The sequence below is a fragment of the Brucella sp. genome (assembly GCF_032066345.1).
GTDB classification, from domain to species: Bacteria; Pseudomonadota; Alphaproteobacteria; order Rhizobiales; family Rhizobiaceae; genus Brucella; species Brucella pseudogrignonensis.
In genome coordinates this window covers 65,062-84,950 of record NZ_DAMBKZ010000010.1, presented here as the reverse complement: position 1 = coordinate 84,950, position 19,889 = coordinate 65,062, and the positions used below count along the sequence as shown (strand labels likewise).

Here is a 19,889-nt window from a genome sequence, read left to right as displayed (position 1 = left end):
ATGCAAGAGCGTGAAAATCCCGTCAGAACGGCTAGAGCATTTTTCGAGATCCACTCTAACCGCCGACGGAGCCATCAATTAGAAAGATGGCAGATCTGGCATAGGGCGACCTGTCCACTTGACTGCAATCTTGTCCAAATCTCCGGAAATCTTCATGAGATAGATTGCTGTATTGAGCCATTGACGTAGCTCAAAATCTTCAAGCTTGGTCGCCATGGAATTGCCCTGCTGGAAGAATGTAAAGCCAACCTTTAAACCCGCTTCTGGGCGCTGCTTAATAATAGCCTCACCCACGGTGGAAGGTAGCGCTACAGCATCCACCTGCCCCGCGATCAATGCCTGCGCGCTTGTGGAATCGTCTTCATAAACCACGATTTCAAGGCCCTGAATTGCCGCTTTGCGAAGCGCTGTTTCCTGCGTGGAACCACGGTTCACAGATACACGCTTCCCTGCAAGATCTTCAAGCTTTGCAAAGTTCTGATCAGGACCGGAAATGATATCCATATTGAATGCATTATATGGCTGAGTGAACATCACTGTCTTTGCTCGTTCACCAGTAGGAGATAGCGTTGCTACAAGAAAGTCTACCTTGCCTGTTTGTAGTGCGGGGATACGTGCTGGTGGGGTCAGCGGAACAACTTCAACAGGCAAATTGAGATAGGTACCAAGCAGATTGGCCACGTCCACATCATAGCCGGTTGGATTGCCCTTTTCATCAACCATGCCCATCGGAGGAGCACCGGTCAACACACCGATCTTGACGGTGCCTCGTGCCGTAATGTCACTGATCGTCACGGCGTGAGCATCTACCACACCTGCCATGCCCACCATGGTCAAACCCATGGCAATGTTACGAATTGCTTTCAGAATATGCATGATCGCTCCTCCAGTTTCTCGCTTTCAATCAATCCTCCTTGAGTGAAAGCAAGACATCATCGCTATATGGTGAAATTCGCTTTTTTGACTTATCGTTTGATGTTTTCGATAACACTTAGAACTCGAGAGAGGGCAGCTAGTAGAATGCTACTTGATTCTCAATTTCTCTCCAGAAAAGCACCGTCTAACCGGTAAATATCATCCCGTAGACGGCATTTCTAATACATCTCCCCCAGTATTTAAATCTGCTGAGAATGAACAAGTCGTCATTCTTACTGCTTGCAATAGTGCATGTTATCGATATCATTGCAACATAAAATGGGTAATGGGAAATTTCCATGCATACACGTTCAGCAATTTTCGAAGGTACAATTCACCCAGGCCGAGAAGAGGAATTCTTTCGCATTGTGAAAGAGCAACTACTTCCTGTTTGGAAACGAATGCCAAACGCACAGGCAGTGCGTGTAATGCGTATGATGAATGTCGACCCCGGTTCACCACCTATCGCCATGGTTCAAGAAATAGACTATCCGTCCATGAAAGCAGTTGAGGAAGCTTTGGCATCTCCGGTACGACTAGAAGGGCGCGTTATTACAGACCGAATGATGGAAATGTTCGACGGACGTTTCTACCACGTTGTCTATGAGAGCATTCCCACGGGCGACCTGAGGCAAACCGCCTGATGAAACAACAGACCGGACAGGACTTTGAATGATCGCCTCGGCCCCTAGAAAAGCAACTATGCGAGATGTTTCACGTCTTGCAGGCGTATCGCAAATGACTGTCTCGCGCGTTCTTGCAGATCCGGAACTGGTATCTGAAGCTACCCGCAAGCGAGTGATGGAAGCTATCGAGCAGCTAAGTTATGTACCAGACAGAGTTGCTGGCAGTCTCTCATCACGGCGTACGAATTTCATCACCGCCATTCTACCGACGCTGACCAACTCCAATTTTGCGGATACCGCCCAGGGACTTGCAGAGTCGTTGCGTCCAAAAGGTTATCAGCTGCTTATCGGCTTTACGATGTATAAGCTCGAGGAAGAAGAGCGTATTATTCGAGCGATGCTTGAACGACGTCCTGATGCAATTGTAGTTGCAGGTACGGTCCATACAAAAGCTGCCACAGAAATGCTGCTGCGTGCCGATATTCCGATCGTCGAAATATGGGGGAAACCCGACAAGCCAATCGATCATTCTGTAGGCTTTTCTAACTATGAAGTTGGGCGCGCCGCCGCACGCCATCTTTTATCACTTGGCCATCGTCGCATAGGGGCACTTGGCTCTCGTACAGACGCGGACGCTATAGATCTTCGCGGCGAAAGTCGATTGATGGGGTTTGCCTCCGTGTTGCGTGAGGCGGGAGTGAGCGATGAACTAATAGTGCGTGAAGGAACAGCACCTGTTTCGCATGATCACGGCGCGCGGACCATATCAACTCTGCTAGAGCGCGCACCAGATGTGGAAGCTGTATTCGCAGTTTCGGATATTTCGGCTTTTGGTGCACTTATGGAATGCCATCGTCGCGGTATTAAGGTGCCCGATCAACTATCATTGATGGGGTTCGGCGACTTCGATATTGCGCGTCAGTGCGTTCCGGCAATGACAACGATACGTGTCGATGCTGTTGGGATTGGTGTGAAAACGGGTGAATTGTTACTTAATCTTTTTGAAAAAAGCGATACCGAAGAAATATCGGCAGCCGCATCGTCACTAATTGATGTTGGGTTCAAACTGATCGAGCGCCAGACAGTGGCGAGACGAAAGGTGTAAAATCAAAATTGATCGCAAACTTAAAATGCGACCAAGCTTCAACGTGCTGAAAGCTCGGTCGCGTTTTGAATTCAATAAATAAAATTAGCCGCTATGGAAGCCGCCATCAACCGGCAGTGTAACGCCAGTGATGAAGTTTGCCGCAGGCGAAGCAAGAAAGAGTGCCGCACCAACCAGATCGTCGGTCTCACCCCAACGCTTTAAGGCTGAACGTTGTGCAATTGGCTGTTCTGTTGCCGGATTCTCCCAAAGAGCGCGGGTCATATCCGTGCGATGATAGCCCGGTCCGATTGCGTTGACGCGCACGCCATCTGGACCAAACTTATGTGCCAGAACGCGCGTAAGACCAAGAATGCCGGTCTTGCTGGCCGTATAAGAAGGCACACCAGCATCGGCTAAATAGCTCAGCATCGAAGCAATCGCTATAATCGAGCCCTTGCTTTCTTTCAGCTTTGGGTATGCCGCCATGGTCAGGCGGAAAACACTGTTCAGATTAACGTCCATGACATCATTGAATACGTCATTTTCCCATTCGGTCTGATCGCGCGCGATGCCCTGTGCATTGACCAAAACGTCGATGCGTGGCTGCTTAGCCATGAACGCAATGGCGTCGTCATTGCTGCGCACGTCGAGTTCATAGAACTCAATGCCCTTATTGGCTTCGTCTTTTTCAGCTTTCTCAATCTTAGCAAGTGAGCTGCCGCTTGCAGCAACCGAGGCGCCGAGCGCCGCAAAGCCACGTGCAATCTCAAGGCCAATACCGCTCGTAGCACCCGAAACTAGCACGCGCTTGCCAGCGAACAGATCCTTGGCGAAAGACGAAATAACTTCCTGCATGATAACCTCCCGATAAATGCTAGATAAGCTGCTTTAGTGCGGCGACGACCATATCGGGCGTTACCTTGATCGGCTCATTATGAATGATTTCACCTGCGCGACAGGCGCGCTTGGCAACGATTTCAAGCTTCTCGTCCGTCGCGTCTTCAATGCCAATATCGGCGAGACGGGTTGGCAGACGCACCGAGAGACAAAATTCGCGGACCTTCTGGAATTCTTCTTCTGCACCGTGCAGCTTGAGGCCAGCGAGAACACCAATGGCAACTTTTTCGCCATGCAGATGATGATGAACATCATCGAGTTCGCAAAGGCCGTGATGGATAGCATGAGCTGCGGCAACGCCGCCGGACTCAAAACCAACGCCGGAAAGCAGGATATTAGCTTCGATCACGCGTTCCATCGCAGGGCCTGCCTGCTTGGCATCGCATTCCTTGAGTGAAGCAGCACCAAATTCGAAGATCGTATCGCGGCAGAAACGTGCAACTTCATAAGCAAGGCTAACACCCTGCATTTTCATGCAGTTGAACGCGCTCGACTGGCGGCAGGAGTCCGCTTCGTAGAAAGTTGCGAGTGCATCACCGATACCGGCAGCGAGAAAACGAGCCGGAGCCTGTGCAATCAGCGCCGTATCCACCAGAACCAAATTTGGGTTGCTTGGCAGGAACGTATCATAAGCCACCGAGCCATCGTCATTATAGACAACAGCAAGCGCACTGCACGGTGCATCAGATGCAGCAATCGTTGGAAAGATAATCGACGGAAGACCGAGATCACGTGCTGCAGCTTTTGCAGTATCCAGCGCCTTACCGCCGCCAACACCAATGACGACTTTCGCGCCCGCTTCGCGAGCTTCTGCAACAAGTGCTGCAATCTGACTTTCCGAGCATTCGCCGCCATGGCGCACGATACGCGCCTCTGGACCAGAGGCAAATGCTGCATCAACCTTTGGTTTCAGAATGTCGAAAATGCCATTATCGAGAAGAACAACAGCCTTGTCACCAAAGCTTGCGGCCTCTTCACCAAGACGCGCAATAATGCCCGCACCTTGAATATAACGACCCGGAAAACGTGCACCGCGCACAGTTGAAGCTGCATTTACCAGCATACATAGCCTCCATCGGCCAGAACGATCGAGCCGGTCATGAGGCTTGATGCTTCGCTTGCAAGGAAAAGAATGACGGACGCAACTTCATCCGTGCGGCCCAGACGGTTCATTGGCGTTCCGCCAACCCAATGGCGATACATTTCGGGATCGTCATAGACGTATTTGTTCATTTCAGTGTCGATATAGGTCGGCGCGACCGAGTTGACGCGAACGCCACGCGCACCCCATTCAGCAGCCAGCGAACGTGTCAGATGATGCACTGCGGCCTTGGATGCGTTGTAGTTAGCCTGTTCCTGCGGACGGTTGACGATAAAACCGGACATGGAACCAACATTGACAATGTTGCCCGAACCATTCTCGAGCATCGTCTTACCAAATGCACGGCAGCACCAGAACACACCATTGAGATTAACGTCGATAACCTTGTTCCAGACGTTATCTGCCATTGTCTCGGCTGGATGATTGCTGATCGCAATACCGGCATTGTTGACGAGAATATCAACGCGGCCATGGCGTGCAATAACCGCATCATGCACACGCTGAACGCCTTCAACATCAGTCACGTCGAGCAATTCGCCCTCGACGCTGTAGCCCTTGGCGGATAGCTCAGCCAGGGCCTTGTCCAGCAGTTCCTGGCTCATATCGGTGAGGATCACCTTAGCACCAGCCTCGGCTAACGCCTCAGAGGCAGAAAGACCGATGCCGCGCGCGGCACCCGTGACGACTGCAATTTTGCCGTCAATTCTGAACTTTTCGAGAAACATGGAAATGCTATCCTTGTCTGACTTGCTATTGGGCAACCGCGCTTAAAAGCGGCTGCAAACTGGAAAGAAGATTTTCGGGATCTGCAGTTATTACGCCGTCCGGGAAAGTAAGATCGGTGCGATGTGGCTCCGGCCAACCGATAACGGTCATGCCTGCCGCAAGGCCAGCACGTGCGCCCGGCACGCTATCTTCAACAACGATGCATTGCGAAGGCTCGACGCCAAGCAGATATGCACCACGCAAATAGGGTTCTGCCGAAGGTTTACCTTCGCGCACGTCATTGCGTGATACACTGATGAAATCAGGGCGCAGAAGACCAACCGCACGCAGATTTGCATCAACCAACATACGATCCGAATTGGAAACGATGGCGTAGGGAATGCCGGCCTTATCGAGATAGGCCAGAACTTCCGCCGTGCCGGGGCGCAATTTCAATCGGATCGCCCCACTGACATAAGCCGCGTATTTTGCTTTGACGAAAGCATCAAGATCAGCCGTGAAGCCGGTCTCGTTCCGCAGCATGGAGTGGCAATCGGCAATGGTTGTGCCGGTTACGCGGTTTTCGAAATTATCCGGAACCACACCCGAAAAGGCTGCGATAGCTTCCAAAAGCGTTTCATAATGCAATGGTTCGCTATCAACGAGCGTGCCATCCATGTCAAAAAGAACTGCACGTGCACTCATTGCGGCAACCTGTCGAGATCGTCATAGAGCGATTGGCTATGCGTATAGAGCTTCTCAAAGAAGGCCTGCATCGGCGCATAGATTTCCGACCATTGCGGGTCGGGCTTGATCTCTGTCGAATATTGCACAAGCGCATCGGCTGCATCTTCAACGCTTGAATAGCGTCCTGTTGCAGCAGCAGTCATGATCGCGCAACCGACCAGACCGCATTCCGCTTCCTTCGGCACGAGGATAGGTATGCCATAGACGCTGGCTTTGATTTTCAGCCACAATTCCGTCTTGGCACCACCGCCAGAAGCAATCACGCGCTCAAGCTTGGAACCGGAAATGCTATCGAGAATATTGATATGGCGTTTGACGGCGAAGGCTACGCCTTCCAGTACCGAACGATGCAGGTGCGAAATGCCATGTGCAGCGCCGATGCCAAAATATTGCGCGCGCGCATTGCGGTGTTCGCCAAGGCGCTCACCCGCAAGATAAGGCATGAAGAATAGACGCTCGGAACCGGCAGGCGCTTCTGCGGCTTTCGCTACGATTTCCTCGTAGGAAACCTGCTTGTCATGGAAAGCACGACGCGCCCAGCGCATCGCATCGCCGCCGGATTCCAGTAGCATAAACGCGCCCCAATTGCCTTCCACCGTGCCGACATTACAAACGGATGGATCAAGCAAAGGCTTTTCAGTAATCGCGGTGATGATCGCAGACGTGCCCATCACTTCGGAACCGACGCCCGGACGACAAACACCAGAGCCCAGCAAGGCAACAGGATAATCCGCACCACCAACCAAAACTGGCGTCCCCTCGCGAAGGCCTGTCTCGCGTGCGGTTTCTGCCGTGATATGCCCCAGAATTTCAGTGGGATTGCGCAAAGGAGCTAGATGATTGCGATCCAACCCAAGCAGATCGACCATATGCTGCGACCAGTCACCAGTGCGTGGGTCCATTAGGAAACTTGCACCACCATCATTGCGATCCATCGCAATTTCACCAGTGAGCTTCAGATTGATGTAGTCCTTCGGCATCAAAACGGCAGCCGTGCGAGCAAATGCTTGCGCATCATGGTCGCGTAGCCATTGCAGCTTGAAACCCGGCCATGACGGTGCCGCTGGATTGGCGCTGTGCGCAAGATAGTCAGCCGGGCGATGCTTCGCTTCAAAGGCCGTTACATAATCAACGGTGCGTTTATCGTTCCACAAAGGCGCGGTATCGCGCACCAATTCGCCCTTGTCACCAACCAGAACCGTGCCATGCATCTGCCCACAAGCAGCAACGGCTATGATCCTACCACGAGCGTCTGGAACCTTATCCAGCACATCGCGGATCGATGCAGCCACACCTTGCCACCAATCCGCCGGACGCTGTTCCGACCAACCAAATTGCGGCACGACCTGCTCATGCTCACGAGCGGCTACGGCAACGACATTGCCACGGCCATCCATGAGGGCAGCGCGCACGCTGCCCGTTCCGACGTCAATTGCAAGTGAGAGTTCATTTGGCATGGAACACGTCATCGGGTTTGGAGGAGGATATAATCGGCTTAGTTCTTACGCAGCCAGGTTGATGCATATTGCAGAAGCATCGCGCCGATGATGATGCAGCCCATGAAGACCTGCTGATGATAGCCTGGAACGCGGGCAAGGTTCATCATATTCGCTATAATGCCAAGAATGATAACGCCGATGAAGGTGTTAAAAGCACCGCCGCGACCACCCATCAGGCTCGCACCACCGATAACAACCGCCGCGATTGCATCAAGCTCTGCGCCAACACTGATATTGGCCGAACCAATACCCGTACGGCTGGTCGAAATGATACCCGCAGCGGCGGCAAGCACGCCCGAAATCACGTAAACCGAAAGCGTATAATAAGAGACCGAGATGCCCGACAGGCGAACCGCTTCGGAATTGGAACCAATTGCCTTAACCAGACGACCAAACCGCGTGAAGGTCAAAACCGCACCGGCAATCAGAAAGATAACGATCATGAGAATGACCGGATATGGGACACTGCCAAGCGTACCAGAGCCAAATGCGGTTACAGCGGAGCCAGCGTCACCCATCATGATCGGCTGCCCCGATGAGAAGATGAAAGCAAGACCGCGTGCGATGGTCATGACGGCAAGGGTCGTCACGAAAGGCGGCAACTTGAGATAAGCAACCAGAATGCCGGAAACCAGACCGCACGCAGCACCGGCCAGCAGTACACCGCCAATAGCCATGCCAGTTCCATATTGCTGAATGAGAATGGCAGATAACACACTGCCGAGTGCAGCCACAGAACCAACCGACAAATCGATACCGCGTGTCAGAATGACAAACAGCATACCAACCGCCATGAGGCTTGGACCTGCCACCTGACGCAGCACGTTCATGATATTGCGTTCTGTCAGGAAGACATTTGACAAGGAAGCAGCCACGATCAGAACTGCAATCAGAATGGCAACCGTGCCATAACGATTGAGAAGAGCTCCGGCATTGAAAGTTTTCTTTGGCGTTTCAACAACTTCGGTCACGTTTTTACCCAATCAATTAGCTAATGCAGAAGGCTCGCTGCTGGCCGTATTGACCATGGCAAGCTTCAGCAAATTTTCTTCGGAATATTCCTCTGGCTGCAACGAGCCTGTCACCGCGCCTTCACGCATGACCAGAATGCGGTCGCACAGACCGAAAAGCTCAAGATGCTCAGAGGAGATCACCACAACCGCCCGGCCCTCAGCCGCAAGCGATTTGATCAGCGAGTAGATTTCTGTCTTTGCGCCAACATCGACGCCACGGGTCGGCTCGTCGAAAATCAGTACGTCGCCGTCAGCATGAAACCACTTGGCAAGAACGACCTTTTGTTGGTTGCCGCCGGAAAGGCTGGACGCCGGGTCTTCGATGCTGCCAGCTTTGAGACGCAACCGCTTTGACAGCGTTTCGACCGTAGAACGTTCGGCGCGCGCCTTCACGAAACCAAACAGGTTCACCAAGGGCGAAAGCTTTGCCATGGTGGAATTAACGCGGATCGGGAAATCAAGGATCAAGCCCTGATCCTTGCGGCTTTCCGGCACAAGACCAACACCAGCCTTGACGCCATCGCGTGGATTGCGAATGGTCTTTTCTTTGCTATGGATAAAAATACGTCCTGATTTCGCGCGCTCCGCACCAAAAACCAGTCGCATCAATTCTGTGCGCCCTGCCCCGACAAGTCCACCAAGACCGATGATCTCACCAGCCTTGACTGTCAGTGACACGCCCTTGATACGCGATCCATCGGAAAGTTCTTCAAGGCGAAGAACTTCATTTCCAACTTTGCGCTCAAGATCCTCACCGAAAAGCGCCTTTAGCGGACGCCCGACCATAAGACGGATTACATCGTCAACGGTCACAGATGCACATTCTGTCGTCGTGACAGAAGCACCGTCCTTCATGATCGTAATGCGATCAGCAATGCTGAACACTTCATCAAGGCGATGCGAGATATAGATAATTCCAACGCCGCGCTCGCGCAGTGTACGAATAATATCAAGAAGACGATTTGCATCGCGCGCGGACAAAACGGCAGTCGGCTCGTCAAACACCATCACTTGCGCATTACGCGACAAGGCTTTCGCAATCTCGACAACCTGCTGATGTGCGATGGGGAGATCGCCAACAATAGCACTTGGCGCAATGGAAAAGCCGAGGCTCGTGGTGAGTTCTTTGGCGCGCTTGTTGAGTTCCGGCCACGAGATAACCGATGGCAACATCCACATGAAGATGTTTTCAGCAACGGTCAGGTCCGTTGCGAGCGCCATTTCCTGATGAATAACAGCGATGCCTTTGGACATCGCGTCCATTGGCCCGCGAAAATGCTGTTCTTCACCGCCAATTTTGACTGTGCCTCGAGTCGGGACAAACTCACCGCCGAGAACACGCATCAGCGTTGATTTACCGGCGCCATTTTCACCCAGCAAGGCATGAACCTCACCAGCGCGGAGCGAAAAATCGACACCACGAAGTGCATGAACGCCGCCAAACGACTTCGCTATGCCCGTCAGCTCTACAAGATTTTCCATTTCAATCATTCCAGACCGTCAAGATCCAGGACGCTCCACCCGCATTTCACTTCAGCCCGGAAGAAATGGTCTCACTACGACCGCTTTCACGAACACAACTGACACATAACATCAGCCTCGCAGGCCTCCTCAGGCATTCCCATAATGCAGCCGATGCTTAAGTACCAGACCGGCTGCATTATGAAGGCGGGCATTCTTAGAATACAGCGTCTGGCTTGTAATACTTGTCCACATTATCCTTGGTGATGGCGACTGGTGTTGTATAGGTGATCTTTGAGGTATCGGCTGGCAGCGCGCCATCAATTGCCTTCTTCGCTAGATCAACTGCGGTTGCAGCTACAAGTGCCGGATCATTAAGGCCGGTCGCGCCGTAATTGCCTTCTTTGATCATCGCCATGGCTTCTTTCTGGCCATCGGCTGCGGCAACGAGAACAACGCCGTCGAGCTGATTGGACTGCTCCAATGCCTTGCGTGCACCAAGTACCATTGAATCGTTTTCACCCAAGACAACATTAATGTCCGGATTTGCGGTCAGAAGGTCTTCCATAGCCTTCAGGCCACCTTCGTTGTTCCACATGCCCCAGCCCTGACCGACAACTTCAAAACGGACGCGGCCTTCGTTGCGCAACTGGCCTTCAACCAGACCAGCGAGCACACCAAGACGACGCTCCTGACCAACTTCATTGCCCTTATCGCCGGAAATCAGAGCGATCTTGAGATCTTTTCCCTTGGTCTGGTTAGCGAGCCACTGGCCAACGAGCTGGCCGTTATTGGCATTCGAAGACTGAACCAGTGTAACGAAATTAGCCGATGGATCGAGCGTGGAATCAACCACAAAAACCTTTACGCCAGCGGCAGTTGCAGCGTTAACAGCTGGAACAAGGCCCTTGCTGTCGCGTGGATTGATGATGAGCGCATTGATGCCCTGCGCAACCATATCTTCAACGTCCGAAACCTGCTTGTTGAGATCATTCTGACCGTCGGCGGTCAATACTTCACAACCCAGCTCTTCCGCGCGTTTCTTCGCCGAAACTTCCTGCGCTGCAAAATAAGGCGCATCGAGCGTCTTCATCGAAATGCCGATCTTGCAATCAGCAGCCTGCGCGGCGGCAAGCGCGACAAAAGACGTGGCAACAGCCAGCGATAATTTCAGCGTGACGGACTTCAAAGAATGCATACGGGTTTCTCCTCCTGGATATGGATCGGCTCCTACCGATCTTATGTCGTATTTAGGTAGCATAATTACACAATAATTCTACGTCAACAAAATTAACGTCAATTTTGTAACGTTTTTACCAGTTATATAACCGTAATTACCCACTTGATTGTGTTCATATCATATTTTATGTAATTTCACTACGTAATGGAGGAATAAATGTTACGCGAACCTGTAGCGAGCGTCGTCGATCCGAAATCTGGCGGCATGAGCGGCAATACTGGCCGCTACGAAAAACGCCTGAATGACCTTGTTGGTCTCTATGGTGACGAACAAGCTTTTAAAGTCTTGCGCGAAACGCATGGAAATACGGTTGTTTACGATGTCGAGGACTTCAAGCCCGGCAGCCATAGCGGTGACCTGATCTATGGTGTTACCCGCATGAATCCGGGCCGCGTTGGAAACGAGTTCTTTCTTACCCGCGGTCATATTCACGCTAAGGCTGATCGTCCGGAAATTTACTACGGACAGAGCGGACACGGACTGATGCAGCTCGAATCGCCCGCAGGCGAAACCCGCATCGTTGAGATCAAGGCACAGACAATCTGCTACGTGCCGCCATTCTGGATCCATCGCTCGATCAATATAGGCGATACCGACCTCGTTATGGTCTTCGCCTATCCGTCCGACAGCGGACAGGATTATGGAATCATCGAGAAGTCGAACGGGATGCGCCATCGCGTGATCGCCAAGGCAGACGGCGGCTGGGAGTTGGTCGAAAACCCGAATTACAAGCCGCGCGATGCAGCGACCGTCGATGCGCTGATGCGCGAATACGCCTGAAAATTCAACTTGAAGGATATTGCCATGAGCAATCCTATTGACCTAATCGCCAGCCTTGGCGTCGTCCCTGTTATCGCGATTGAGCGCGTCGAAGATGCCGTTCCTCTGGCCGATGCACTGCTCGAAGGCGGCTTGCCGGTTGCTGAAATCACGTTCCGTACCGAAGCCGCGGCAGATGTTCTGGCGGCAATCCGCGATGCACGTCCTGAACTTTGCATTGGCGCGGGCACGATTCTTGACACAGCCAATCTTGATAAAGCAATCGAAAGCGGCGCACGTTTTGGTTTGGCACCGGGCTACGACCCGCGCATCGTTGATGCTGCATCCAAGGCCAATCTGCCATTCTGCCCCGGCATCATGACACCAACCGACCTGACACTTGCGACCGCGCAGGGTGTGCGTTTGGCAAAATTCTTCCCGGCGGGTGTTGCAGGCGGACCGAAAGCACTTTCCGGCATTGCAGCACCATTCGCTCATCTTGGCGTGCGTTTCATCCCGACCGGTGGCGTTACAGAAGGCACAATCGGCGACTGGCTTACAATCAAGCAGGTCGTGGCCGTCGGCGGCACATGGATCGCCAAGACCGAAGACATTCGCGAAGGCCGCTTTGACGAAATCAAGAAGAATGCCGCCAGCGCCGTGAAAGTGGCGCGCGAAACTCTGGAGAAGCGTGCATGAGCAAGTATCAGCCAGCGACCCAGCCGACACTGTATTTTATTGGCGTGACCACCGGCAAAAGCTCGATCATGAAAGTGTTTCCGGCTTGGGCTGAATATCTTGGCCTTAAAGACGCTGTGATCAGAGGCATCGATTTTAAGCTGCATGACGAGCCTGAAGCTTACCGCGAAGCGGTTGAGTTCATCCGTAACGACCCGCTATCCATGGGCGCTCTCGTCACCACGCACAAGATTGATCTCTTCCATGCATGCCGCGATATGTTCGATGTGATCGATCCGCACGCGCTGCTAATGGACGAAACAAGCTGCATTTCTAAGAAGGACGGCAAGCTTATCTGTCATGCGAAAGATCCGATTTCCTCCGGTCTTTCCATCGACGGTTTCCTTGGAGCGGATTATTTTGAACGCACGGGCGCCGATCTTTTCTCGATGGGTGCAGGTGGCTCAACCATTGCAATAACATGGCACCTGATGCGCCAGTCACGCGGCAAAAACGTGCCGGGCCGTATCATTGTTTCTAACCGCAGCCAGCATCGCCTTGATGAAATCAAGCGCATTCATGCGGAAGTCGCCAGCGACGTTGAGGTTGAATATATTCTGGCTCCACGCCCGGAAGACAATGACGCTGTGCTTAACAGCCTCAAGCCCGGTTCATTCATCATCAATGCGACAGGCCTCGGCAAAGATGCGCCCGGCTCGCCTTTGTCTGATGCGGCCATTTTCCCGGAAAAGTCAGTCGTCTGGGATCTCAACTATCGTGGCAATCTCGTTTTCCTTGCTCAGGCGCGCGCGCAAGAACAGGAAAAGTCGCTGCAAGTTGTGGATGGCTGGACCTACTTCATCCACGGCTGGACGCAGGTGATCGCGGAAGTCTTCCATATCGATATTCCAACAAGCGGTCCTGCTTTCGACCGCATTTCGGAAATCGCTATTGAGGCGGCAGGACGGTAATGATGGCACAGCGTATTCTCGTTACGCCGCGCTCGCTTACTGCCGAGCCGCATCCACACATCGAAAGCCTGCGCAATTCAGGCTTCGAAATCGTCTATTCCACGCCGGGAAAAACGCCCGACGAGGACGAACTTGTGCGTCTTGTAAGCGATGTTTCGGGTTGGCTGGCGGGTGTGGAGCCCGTCTCGCCGCGCGTCATCGAAGCGGCACGTTCGCTCAAAGCCATCAGCCGCAATGGAGTTGGGACCGATAATTTGCCGGTCGAACTTCTAACCGAACGCGGTATCAAGGTGCTGATTGCAGAAGGTGCGAATTCGCTCGGCGTTGCAGAACTGGCCATAGGCCTAATCTTCAGCGCACTACGCTCCATTCCACAAGCTGATACCGGCATCAAAGCCGGTGGCTGGCCTCGCCAGCGCGGCATCGAAATTCGCGGTCGTACCGTTGGCGTTATCGGCTGTGGCGCGATTGGCCGCGAAGTTGCACGTATGCTGGTGGCAGTTGGTGCAAAGGTTCTGGGCTATGATCCTCTCAAGCCTGATCTTGGCCTGCCTACTGACTCATTTAGCTTTGCAGAAGTTGACGACATCATCGCTCAAGCTGATATTGTGACGCTGCATTGCCCCGCCCCGCGCGATGGCTCGACACTTATCTCGCGTGAACGATTGGCAACCGCAAAGCCGGGACTTATTCTCGTCAACACTGCCCGCGCAAAGCTGGTCGATGATCAGGCGATTATCGACGCTCTCAACTGTGGTCAGTTGTCAAACTACGCAACAGACGTGTTCGAACAAGAGCCGCCTTTGTCACTGGATCTTGCCTCGCACCCAGCCGTTATTGCAACCAGCCATATTGGCGGGTTCACTGCGGAAAGCGTTGACAGAGCCACCAAAATTGCTGCTGACAATCTGGTCGCCGCACTTAAGAATTAAAGGACTTCGATATGCCGGGATGTTTGCAGGAAATTGCTCAGACACTTCCACTGGAAGAATATCTGCGTAAACCACCGCAATCCGGCATTCGTCTTTTCTGGCTGGGGCAAGCGGGTTTTGTGCTCGAAGCACATGAAAAACGCATCGTCATTGACCCTTATCTGTCCGATAGCTTGGCCGAAAAATACAAGGGCACGCCGCGACCACATGCACGCATGATGCCGCCGCCGGTTTCACCCAATGGCATTCATTATGTCGATCTGGTGGCATGTACGCATGCACACACGGATCATATGGACCCCGGCACTTTGCCGACACTTCTCAAGCAAAATCCAAATGCAGTTTTGCTTAGCCCCCGCGCGATGAAAGAACAGGCATTGATCCGCTCAGGTGTATCAGAAGACCGTATGGCTTTGATTGGTGCTGGAGAAGCATACGAACTCGGACCGATCAAAATCACTGCAACACGCGCCGCCCATGAGACACTGGAAACAGACCCAAACGGCGATCACAAATTTCTAGGCCATGTGTTTGATTGCGGTGCTTTGCGCATCTGGCACTCTGGCGACTGCATTCCCTTTGAAGGCTTGGAAGTCGAAGTTACCGCTTATAATCCCGATGTAGCATTATTACCGGTAAATGGCCGAAGACCCGAACTCTCGAACAATGGCGTTCCGGGCAACTTCACGCTTGAAGAAGCGATTACGCTAGCAAGAACACTTCAGTGCACAGACATGATCGCCCATCATTATGGGATGTTTGACTTCAACACCGAAGCACCGGAAAACATTGACGCTGCGGTTAACGCAATGAGTGACATTGCTATTCACAGAGCACGCACGGAAATTGCTTTTGTAAGCCGCGCCCTAACCTATTGAATATTTGTCAAAAATCGATTCCGATTTGCGAATTGATGCTGTAACATATTGAGAATGCGACCCGAAACACGAGGCCGCGAGAGGGATTTTTGAATGGATATTGAAGGGCGCAGCGAGACACGTGGCCTCAACAGCCGCAACATTATTGAAGTCATTCGCACCATGCGACCTGAACTCCGCAAATCAGACCGCAAGGTCGCCGATGTTGTGCTCGAAGATCCCCACCGCATCATGAACGCTACGGTCAGCGAGACCGCAACCCTTGCCGATGTCAGCCAACCGACAGTCTTGCGTTTTGCAACCGCAGTTGGCTGCACAGGTTTTCAGGATTTAAAGATCAAGCTTGCCCAAAGCCTTGCACTCGGCACACCGGCAACGCACTCGGTTCTGGTCGAAACCGACGAGCCGGAAGTGGTTGCTGAAAAAATCTTCGATTATACTATGACCAGTCTCGACTGGGCACGGTCGCGCCTGGATAAAGATGCGCTGCACAAAGCAATCAACATTCTGTCGAACTGCAACGCTATCGTGTTTTTTGGCTTCGGCGCTTCGGGTATAGTTGCGCGGGATGCACAGCAGAAATTCCCGTTGTTTGGCGTGCCTTGCGGTGCGGAACTCGACTCGCACCAGCAACTGATGGTTGCGTCGATGATGAAGCCAGGTGCGGTAGCTTTCGTCATATCCAATACTGGCACCACCCGTTCGATCATCGAGATCGCCCGTATTGCGCGAGAAAACGGTGCAGCGGTAATCTGCCTTACGGGTTCAGATTCACCGCTAACCAATTATTGCGATGTTTCGCTCATCGTCGAAACGCTTGAAAATACAAATATGTACACGCCGACCATTTCGCGCATTGCCGCTTTGGTGGTGATCGATATTCTCTCGACCAGCGTTGCCATGCGCCGCCCGACTGGCGAGCAAGACCGCATTCATCGCATGAAGCGTTTGCTCAGCGATATGCGCAAGATGCAACCTATCTGAATTCGGCATAAAAAAGTGCCGGAATTGTAGGAGCAATTCCGACGAGTTGTTCTCCAGGTAGAGAATTCTTGAACGACCCCGTTAAAGGGTTTTGAGCATCCCGCCATCGACAAAATAAGTCGAACCAACGCTGTAGCTTGCACGCGGCGAGCATAGGAAAACGAAGAAATGCGCGAGTTCTTCCGGCGTGCCGAAACGCTTGGAGGCTGCATGTTCGTTGGCTACGTCTTGCAGATAACCTTCCCAGTCTCCGCCCTTGTCAGCCGTGAGCTGCTTAGCAGTTTTCACCCAGTCAGGCGTCAGGATCAGGCCGGGATTAACACAGTTAACACGGATATTGTCGCCAATGACTTCGGTAGAAAGCGTCTTTGAGAACATCATCAAAGCAGACTTAGTGACATTGTAAATCGGCTCATACCAAAGTGGCTGCACGGCACAGATCGAAGCATTATGCAGCACAACGCCGCCGCCTTTCGCCTTCATCTGCGGCACCAGTCCACGCGCAAGGCGGACTGCGGCCATGACATGCAGATCCCAGTAGAATTGCCACTTCTCATCCGGCGCTTCCATGATGGTTTCGTTTGAGCCAGTACCTGCATTGTTGATGAGGATATCTGCGCCACCGGCGAAAGCGGCAGCAGCGATAACAGCATCGGTGCCTTCCACAGTCGCCATATCGGCAGCAACGCCAATAGCATTGACGCCGAATTTTTCAGCAATGCGCAAAGCTTCAGCTTCTACGCGTTCTTTGCCGCGCGCCACGAGCACAAGATTGGTGCCTTCTGCCGCCAAACCTTCAGCAATAGCCAAACCGATACCGACTGACGCGCCGGTGATGACGGCAGTCTTGCCCTTTAATTGCAGATCCATAGTAACTCCTGCGATACAGCCGTGCGGCTGCCTATTTTGCGATGAGGATATTGTCGCGATCCATGGTGACGGCGACGGTTAGAATGAGCACAGCGCCAAAAACGATCTGCTGGGCGAAGATGTCGATGCCGACAAATGTCATGCCAATGCGCACCACCGACACGATAAGCGCACCGACCAACGTACGCCCGACACCGCCAAGACCGCCGGTGATTGGCGTACCGCCAACGAGAACCGCGGCGATAGCTGGAAGAAGCAACTGGCTGGCACCCGTTGGCGAACCGCTGGTCATACGCGCAGCAAGCATGATGCCTGCAACCGCTGCAAAGAGCGCAGACAAGACGAAAGCATAGACCTTCTGGCGATCCACATGAATACCGGCAGCAATAGCGGCAGGTTCGCCAGCGCCAATGGCATAGCAATAGCGACCGAAGCGGGTATAACGCTGGATGTAAATACCGATGAGGCACATCAGTAATCCAAGCAGAATGATGTTTGGAACGCCAAGCGTCGTGCCAGCAATCCAGTTGAGCATTGGACGGTCAGCCGCACTGATACCAATGCTACGTGCTTTGGAAAGATAAAGCGCGATACCTGAGACCACGCCGCCAGTGGCAAGCGTTGCGATAAAAGAAGGAATTTTCAAGCGCACATGCACAAGCCCACTGAACAACCCGGCACCAACGCCGCAAAGAAGCGCGACTGGAAAGGCCAACAGCCCGACTTCAGGCAAGAGCATGGCCGTTACTACGCTTGCAAGTGACGCCACGGCTGGCAGGCTCAGATCAATGCCACCGATTACGATGACAAAGGACAAGCCAGCCGCAAGCGTAAACAGCGCCATGGTATCTGCAAGCAAAATCAAACCAGTATTGACGCTGGCAAAGCCCGGCGAATAGGTCGAGATAAGCACGACCATAACGACCAGAAAGCCAAGCGGTGCATATTGACGTAATTGTGCTGCGGTAAACAAGGTGGATACACCGGAAACGTTGGGGAGAGCGGTTTTCTCGTTCATGATCACACCATGTGTTCGACCAGTTGCACCTGCGACGGCTTTGCGCCTGTCGGGGCAGGAATGCGCGCTGTGACTTCACCGTCACGCATGACAAGAATGTTGTGGGACAGGCCGATAGTCTCTTCGAGAGTGTCGGCGATTAGGATGATCGCATAGCCATCGCGGCTTAGCTGACGCATCAGGCGGAAGATTTCTTCCTTCGCACCCACGTCCACGCCACGCGTCGGGTGATCAAGGATCAGAATGCGGGAGCCAGCCGTCAGCCACTTGGCCAGAACGACCTTCTGCTGGTTGCCACCGCTTAATGCCTGACACAGAGCATGAGGCCCCGGCGCACGGATGGAGAGTTTCTTGATCCAGTCTTCAGCCAATGCCGTCTCGCGGCTATGCTGAATACCAATCGGGCCTTCCACAACATCAAGACGCGATAGCGTGATGTTGGAGGCAATCGGCATCATCATCACGAGACCCTCAAGCCTGCGCTCGCTTGGAATATAGCCAATACCACGCGCCACCGCCTCAGTCGGATTAGCGAGCTTAACCGCCTTGCCATTAAGAAGCATTTCGCCCGATGTCGGTGTTTCAAAGCCAAAGAAACTACGGATAAGTTCTTCTCGCCCGGAACCAATCACACCGGCAATACCCAATATCTCGCCTTCGCGAAGCGACAGATCGACATTGTGATATTTACCCGTGCAAGACAGATTGCGCGCTTCGAGCGCAATCTTGTCGCTCGGTTCGGTTTGCTCAGACTCCAGATAATATTCGGTGTGCATTTCGCGGCCCACCATGATCCGGTGAAGATCAGCACCATCGACGCCCGCCGCATCCATCGTGGCAACGCCCTGCCCGTCTTTCATCACGTAGATGCGGTCGCTGATTTCCAGCACTTCATCAAGGCGATGCGACACAAATACAAAGCTTGCACGTGATTTGAGTGCCCGAACACGCTCAAAAAGAATGTCGATTTCAGACTGTTCCAGAACCGATGTTGGTTCATCAAGCAAAATAATCAGATCGCCTTCGACACGATCGGCCAATGACAACGCCTTGGCAAGCTCCACCATCTGCCGTTCAGTAAAGGACAAATCACCCGCAAGCTTAGACGGATCGGTGTGAATACCGACCTGCTTCAAATGCTTGGCCGCCGCTTCATTCATCTTGCGCCAGTTCACAAGACCAAAACGGATGAAACGTTGTTCCTGACCAAGAAATATGTTCTGTGCGATCGACAGGTTCAGCAGCAGTGACTGCTCCTGAAACACCATAGCGACGCCTTGGTCGTTCGCCTGTTGCGGCGAGTTGACGGCAAAAGGCTTTCCGTTGCGCGTGATTGTGCCAGTGCTAGGACGCTGGGTGCCAGCGAGAATGCGCATAAGGGTTGATTTACCCGCGCCGTTCTCGCCCACAAGTCCAACCACTTCGCCCGGATGGACTTCCAGATCCACACCCTTGAGAGCATGAACACTGCCAAACGATTTTGTCAGTCCACTGATCGTCAACATGG

20 protein-coding genes are annotated in these 19,889 nt (G+C 52.9%); 8 read left to right on the top strand and 12 right to left on the bottom strand.

What is annotated here, in order from left to right:
• Positions 1-78: 78 nt before the first annotated feature.
• Positions 79-843, bottom strand: coding sequence for a transporter substrate-binding domain-containing protein (locus RT142_RS14045; RefSeq protein WP_374891548.1), 765 nt, complete (start codon positions 841-843; stop codon positions 79-81).
• A gap of 371 nt (positions 844-1,214) precedes the next feature.
• Here RT142_RS14045 and RT142_RS14040 point away from each other — a divergent pair, with 371 nt between their 5' ends.
• Together RT142_RS14040 and RT142_RS14035 are read left to right on the top strand one after the other, a co-directional pair.
• Entirely contained in the window at positions 1,215-1,559 is a 345-nt protein-coding gene (locus RT142_RS14040; protein ID WP_064322049.1) for a hypothetical protein, read from the top strand.
• 58 nt (positions 1,560-1,617) lie between these two features.
• Positions 1,618-2,646, top strand: a complete 1,029-nt coding sequence (locus RT142_RS14035; RefSeq protein ID WP_007880048.1) for a LacI family DNA-binding transcriptional regulator — start codon at positions 1,618-1,620, stop codon at positions 2,644-2,646.
• An 84-nt stretch (positions 2,647-2,730) separates the two neighbouring features.
• Here RT142_RS14035 and RT142_RS14030 read toward each other — a convergent pair whose 3' ends face one another.
• From RT142_RS14030 to RT142_RS13995, 8 genes are all read right to left on the bottom strand, one after another.
• A complete protein-coding gene (locus RT142_RS14030) occupies positions 2,731-3,483 on the bottom strand; it encodes an SDR family oxidoreductase (RefSeq protein WP_313029383.1) in 753 nt (250 codons plus the stop codon).
• A 19-nt stretch (positions 3,484-3,502) separates the two neighbouring features.
• Positions 3,503-4,588, bottom strand: a complete 1,086-nt coding sequence (locus RT142_RS14025; protein WP_313029379.1) for a glycerol dehydrogenase — start codon at positions 4,586-4,588, stop codon at positions 3,503-3,505.
• Positions 4,579-5,352: an SDR family NAD(P)-dependent oxidoreductase gene (locus RT142_RS14020; RefSeq protein WP_313029377.1), complete on the bottom strand. Its 774-nt coding sequence runs from the start codon at positions 5,350-5,352 to the stop codon at positions 4,579-4,581. The genes RT142_RS14025 and RT142_RS14020 overlap by 10 nt, the downstream gene beginning before the upstream one ends.
• Before the next feature lie 25 nt (positions 5,353-5,377).
• Complete coding sequence (locus RT142_RS14015; protein ID WP_313029374.1) at positions 5,378-6,037, bottom strand: HAD family phosphatase; 660 nt, start codon at positions 6,035-6,037, stop codon at positions 5,378-5,380.
• Complete coding sequence (locus RT142_RS14010; RefSeq protein ID WP_313029373.1) at positions 6,034-7,536, bottom strand: xylulokinase; 1,503 nt, start codon at positions 7,534-7,536, stop codon at positions 6,034-6,036. The genes RT142_RS14015 and RT142_RS14010 overlap by 4 nt, the downstream gene beginning before the upstream one ends.
• 38 nt (positions 7,537-7,574) lie before the next feature.
• On the bottom strand, positions 7,575-8,549 hold the full coding sequence (locus tag RT142_RS14005) for an ABC transporter permease (RefSeq protein ID WP_313029371.1): 975 nt from the start codon (positions 8,547-8,549) through the stop codon (positions 7,575-7,577).
• A gap of 12 nt (positions 8,550-8,561) precedes the next feature.
• A complete protein-coding gene (locus RT142_RS14000) occupies positions 8,562-10,073 on the bottom strand; it encodes a sugar ABC transporter ATP-binding protein (RefSeq protein WP_313029368.1) in 1,512 nt (503 codons plus the stop codon).
• Positions 10,074-10,269: 196 nt separating this feature from the next.
• Positions 10,270-11,241, bottom strand: coding sequence for a substrate-binding domain-containing protein (locus tag RT142_RS13995; protein WP_039860978.1), 972 nt, complete (start codon positions 11,239-11,241; stop codon positions 10,270-10,272).
• A 207-nt stretch (positions 11,242-11,448) separates the two neighbouring features.
• Between RT142_RS13995 and RT142_RS13990 the strand changes: the two genes are divergently transcribed.
• The 6 genes from RT142_RS13990 to RT142_RS13965 all read left to right on the top strand — a co-directional run bounded on the left by RT142_RS13990 (position 11,449) and on the right by RT142_RS13965 (position 16,494).
• The gene (locus RT142_RS13990) at positions 11,449-12,072 is read left to right on the top strand and encodes a glucose-6-phosphate isomerase (protein WP_113159019.1); all 624 of its coding nucleotides are present in this window, start codon (positions 11,449-11,451) and stop codon (positions 12,070-12,072) included.
• Between the two features lie 24 nt (positions 12,073-12,096).
• Positions 12,097-12,750 carry a bifunctional 4-hydroxy-2-oxoglutarate aldolase/2-dehydro-3-deoxy-phosphogluconate aldolase gene (gene eda / locus RT142_RS13985; RefSeq protein ID WP_079213942.1) on the top strand — a complete coding sequence of 218 codons (654 nt, stop codon included), beginning with the start codon at positions 12,097-12,099 and terminating at the stop codon, positions 12,748-12,750.
• Complete coding sequence (locus RT142_RS13980) at positions 12,747-13,700, top strand: shikimate dehydrogenase family protein (RefSeq protein ID WP_079213580.1); 954 nt, start codon at positions 12,747-12,749, stop codon at positions 13,698-13,700. Before eda ends, RT142_RS13980 begins: the two co-directional genes overlap by 4 nt.
• Positions 13,700-14,632 (top strand): phosphoglycerate dehydrogenase, encoded by a 933-nt coding sequence (locus RT142_RS13975; RefSeq protein ID WP_079213579.1) that lies wholly within the window; start codon positions 13,700-13,702, stop codon positions 14,630-14,632. The genes RT142_RS13980 and RT142_RS13975 overlap by 1 nt, the downstream gene beginning before the upstream one ends.
• Positions 14,633-14,643: 11 nt before the next feature.
• Complete coding sequence (locus tag RT142_RS13970) at positions 14,644-15,510, top strand: MBL fold metallo-hydrolase (protein ID WP_313029363.1); 867 nt, start codon at positions 14,644-14,646, stop codon at positions 15,508-15,510.
• A 93-nt stretch (positions 15,511-15,603) separates the two neighbouring features.
• Entirely contained in the window at positions 15,604-16,494 is an 891-nt protein-coding gene (locus RT142_RS13965) for an SIS domain-containing protein (protein WP_079213577.1), read from the top strand.
• An 81-nt stretch (positions 16,495-16,575) separates the two neighbouring features.
• Here the strand turns inward: RT142_RS13965 and RT142_RS13960 are convergent, their stop codons facing one another.
• Genes RT142_RS13960 through RT142_RS13950 form a run of 3 tightly spaced genes read right to left on the bottom strand, consistent with a single transcriptional unit; the run spans position 16,576 to position 19,887 of the window.
• Positions 16,576-17,364, bottom strand: a complete 789-nt coding sequence (locus RT142_RS13960) for an SDR family NAD(P)-dependent oxidoreductase (protein WP_313029359.1) — start codon at positions 17,362-17,364, stop codon at positions 16,576-16,578.
• Positions 17,365-17,395: 31 nt separating this feature from the next.
• Positions 17,396-18,382, bottom strand: a complete 987-nt coding sequence (locus tag RT142_RS13955; protein WP_313029357.1) for an ABC transporter permease — start codon at positions 18,380-18,382, stop codon at positions 17,396-17,398.
• 2 nt (positions 18,383-18,384) lie between these two features.
• Complete coding sequence (locus RT142_RS13950; RefSeq protein ID WP_113159021.1) at positions 18,385-19,887, bottom strand: sugar ABC transporter ATP-binding protein; 1,503 nt, start codon at positions 19,885-19,887, stop codon at positions 18,385-18,387.
• Positions 19,888-19,889: the final 2 nt, after the last annotated feature.

What these genes read in the sequence shown, in the direction of transcription:
- RT142_RS14045 (WP_374891548.1), bottom strand. Translation starts at nt 843, where the DNA reads ATGGGTTTGACCATGGTGGGCATGGCAGGTGTGGTAGATGCTCACGCC.
- RT142_RS14040 (WP_064322049.1), top strand. Translation starts at nt 1,215, where the DNA reads ATGCATACACGTTCAGCAATTTTCGAAGGTACAATTCACCCAGGCCGA.
- RT142_RS14035 (WP_007880048.1), top strand. Translation starts at nt 1,618, where the DNA reads ATGCGAGATGTTTCACGTCTTGCAGGCGTATCGCAAATGACTGTCTCG.
- RT142_RS14030 (WP_313029383.1), bottom strand. Translation starts at nt 3,483, where the DNA reads ATGCAGGAAGTTATTTCGTCTTTCGCCAAGGATCTGTTCGCTGGCAAG.
- RT142_RS14025 (WP_313029379.1), bottom strand. Translation starts at nt 4,588, where the DNA reads ATGCTGGTAAATGCAGCTTCAACTGTGCGCGGTGCACGTTTTCCGGGT.
- RT142_RS14020 (WP_313029377.1), bottom strand. Translation starts at nt 5,352, where the DNA reads ATGTTTCTCGAAAAGTTCAGAATTGACGGCAAAATTGCAGTCGTCACG.
- RT142_RS14015 (WP_313029374.1), bottom strand. Translation starts at nt 6,037, where the DNA reads ATGAGTGCACGTGCAGTTCTTTTTGACATGGATGGCACGCTCGTTGAT.
- RT142_RS14010 (WP_313029373.1), bottom strand. Translation starts at nt 7,536, where the DNA reads ATGCCAAATGAACTCTCACTTGCAATTGACGTCGGAACGGGCAGCGTG.
- RT142_RS14000 (WP_313029368.1), bottom strand. Translation starts at nt 10,073, where the DNA reads ATGGAAAATCTTGTAGAGCTGACGGGCATAGCGAAGTCGTTTGGCGGC.
- RT142_RS13990 (WP_113159019.1), top strand. Translation starts at nt 11,449, where the DNA reads ATGTTACGCGAACCTGTAGCGAGCGTCGTCGATCCGAAATCTGGCGGC.
- eda (WP_079213942.1), top strand. Translation starts at nt 12,097, where the DNA reads ATGAGCAATCCTATTGACCTAATCGCCAGCCTTGGCGTCGTCCCTGTT.
- RT142_RS13980 (WP_079213580.1), top strand. Translation starts at nt 12,747, where the DNA reads ATGAGCAAGTATCAGCCAGCGACCCAGCCGACACTGTATTTTATTGGC.
- RT142_RS13975 (WP_079213579.1), top strand. Translation starts at nt 13,700, where the DNA reads ATGATGGCACAGCGTATTCTCGTTACGCCGCGCTCGCTTACTGCCGAG.
- RT142_RS13970 (WP_313029363.1), top strand. Translation starts at nt 14,644, where the DNA reads ATGCCGGGATGTTTGCAGGAAATTGCTCAGACACTTCCACTGGAAGAA.
- RT142_RS13965 (WP_079213577.1), top strand. Translation starts at nt 15,604, where the DNA reads ATGGATATTGAAGGGCGCAGCGAGACACGTGGCCTCAACAGCCGCAAC.
- RT142_RS13960 (WP_313029359.1), bottom strand. Translation starts at nt 17,364, where the DNA reads ATGGATCTGCAATTAAAGGGCAAGACTGCCGTCATCACCGGCGCGTCA.
- RT142_RS13955 (WP_313029357.1), bottom strand. Translation starts at nt 18,382, where the DNA reads ATGAACGAGAAAACCGCTCTCCCCAACGTTTCCGGTGTATCCACCTTG.
- RT142_RS13950 (WP_113159021.1), bottom strand. Translation starts at nt 19,887, where the DNA reads ATGTTGACGATCAGTGGACTGACAAAATCGTTTGGCAGTGTTCATGCT.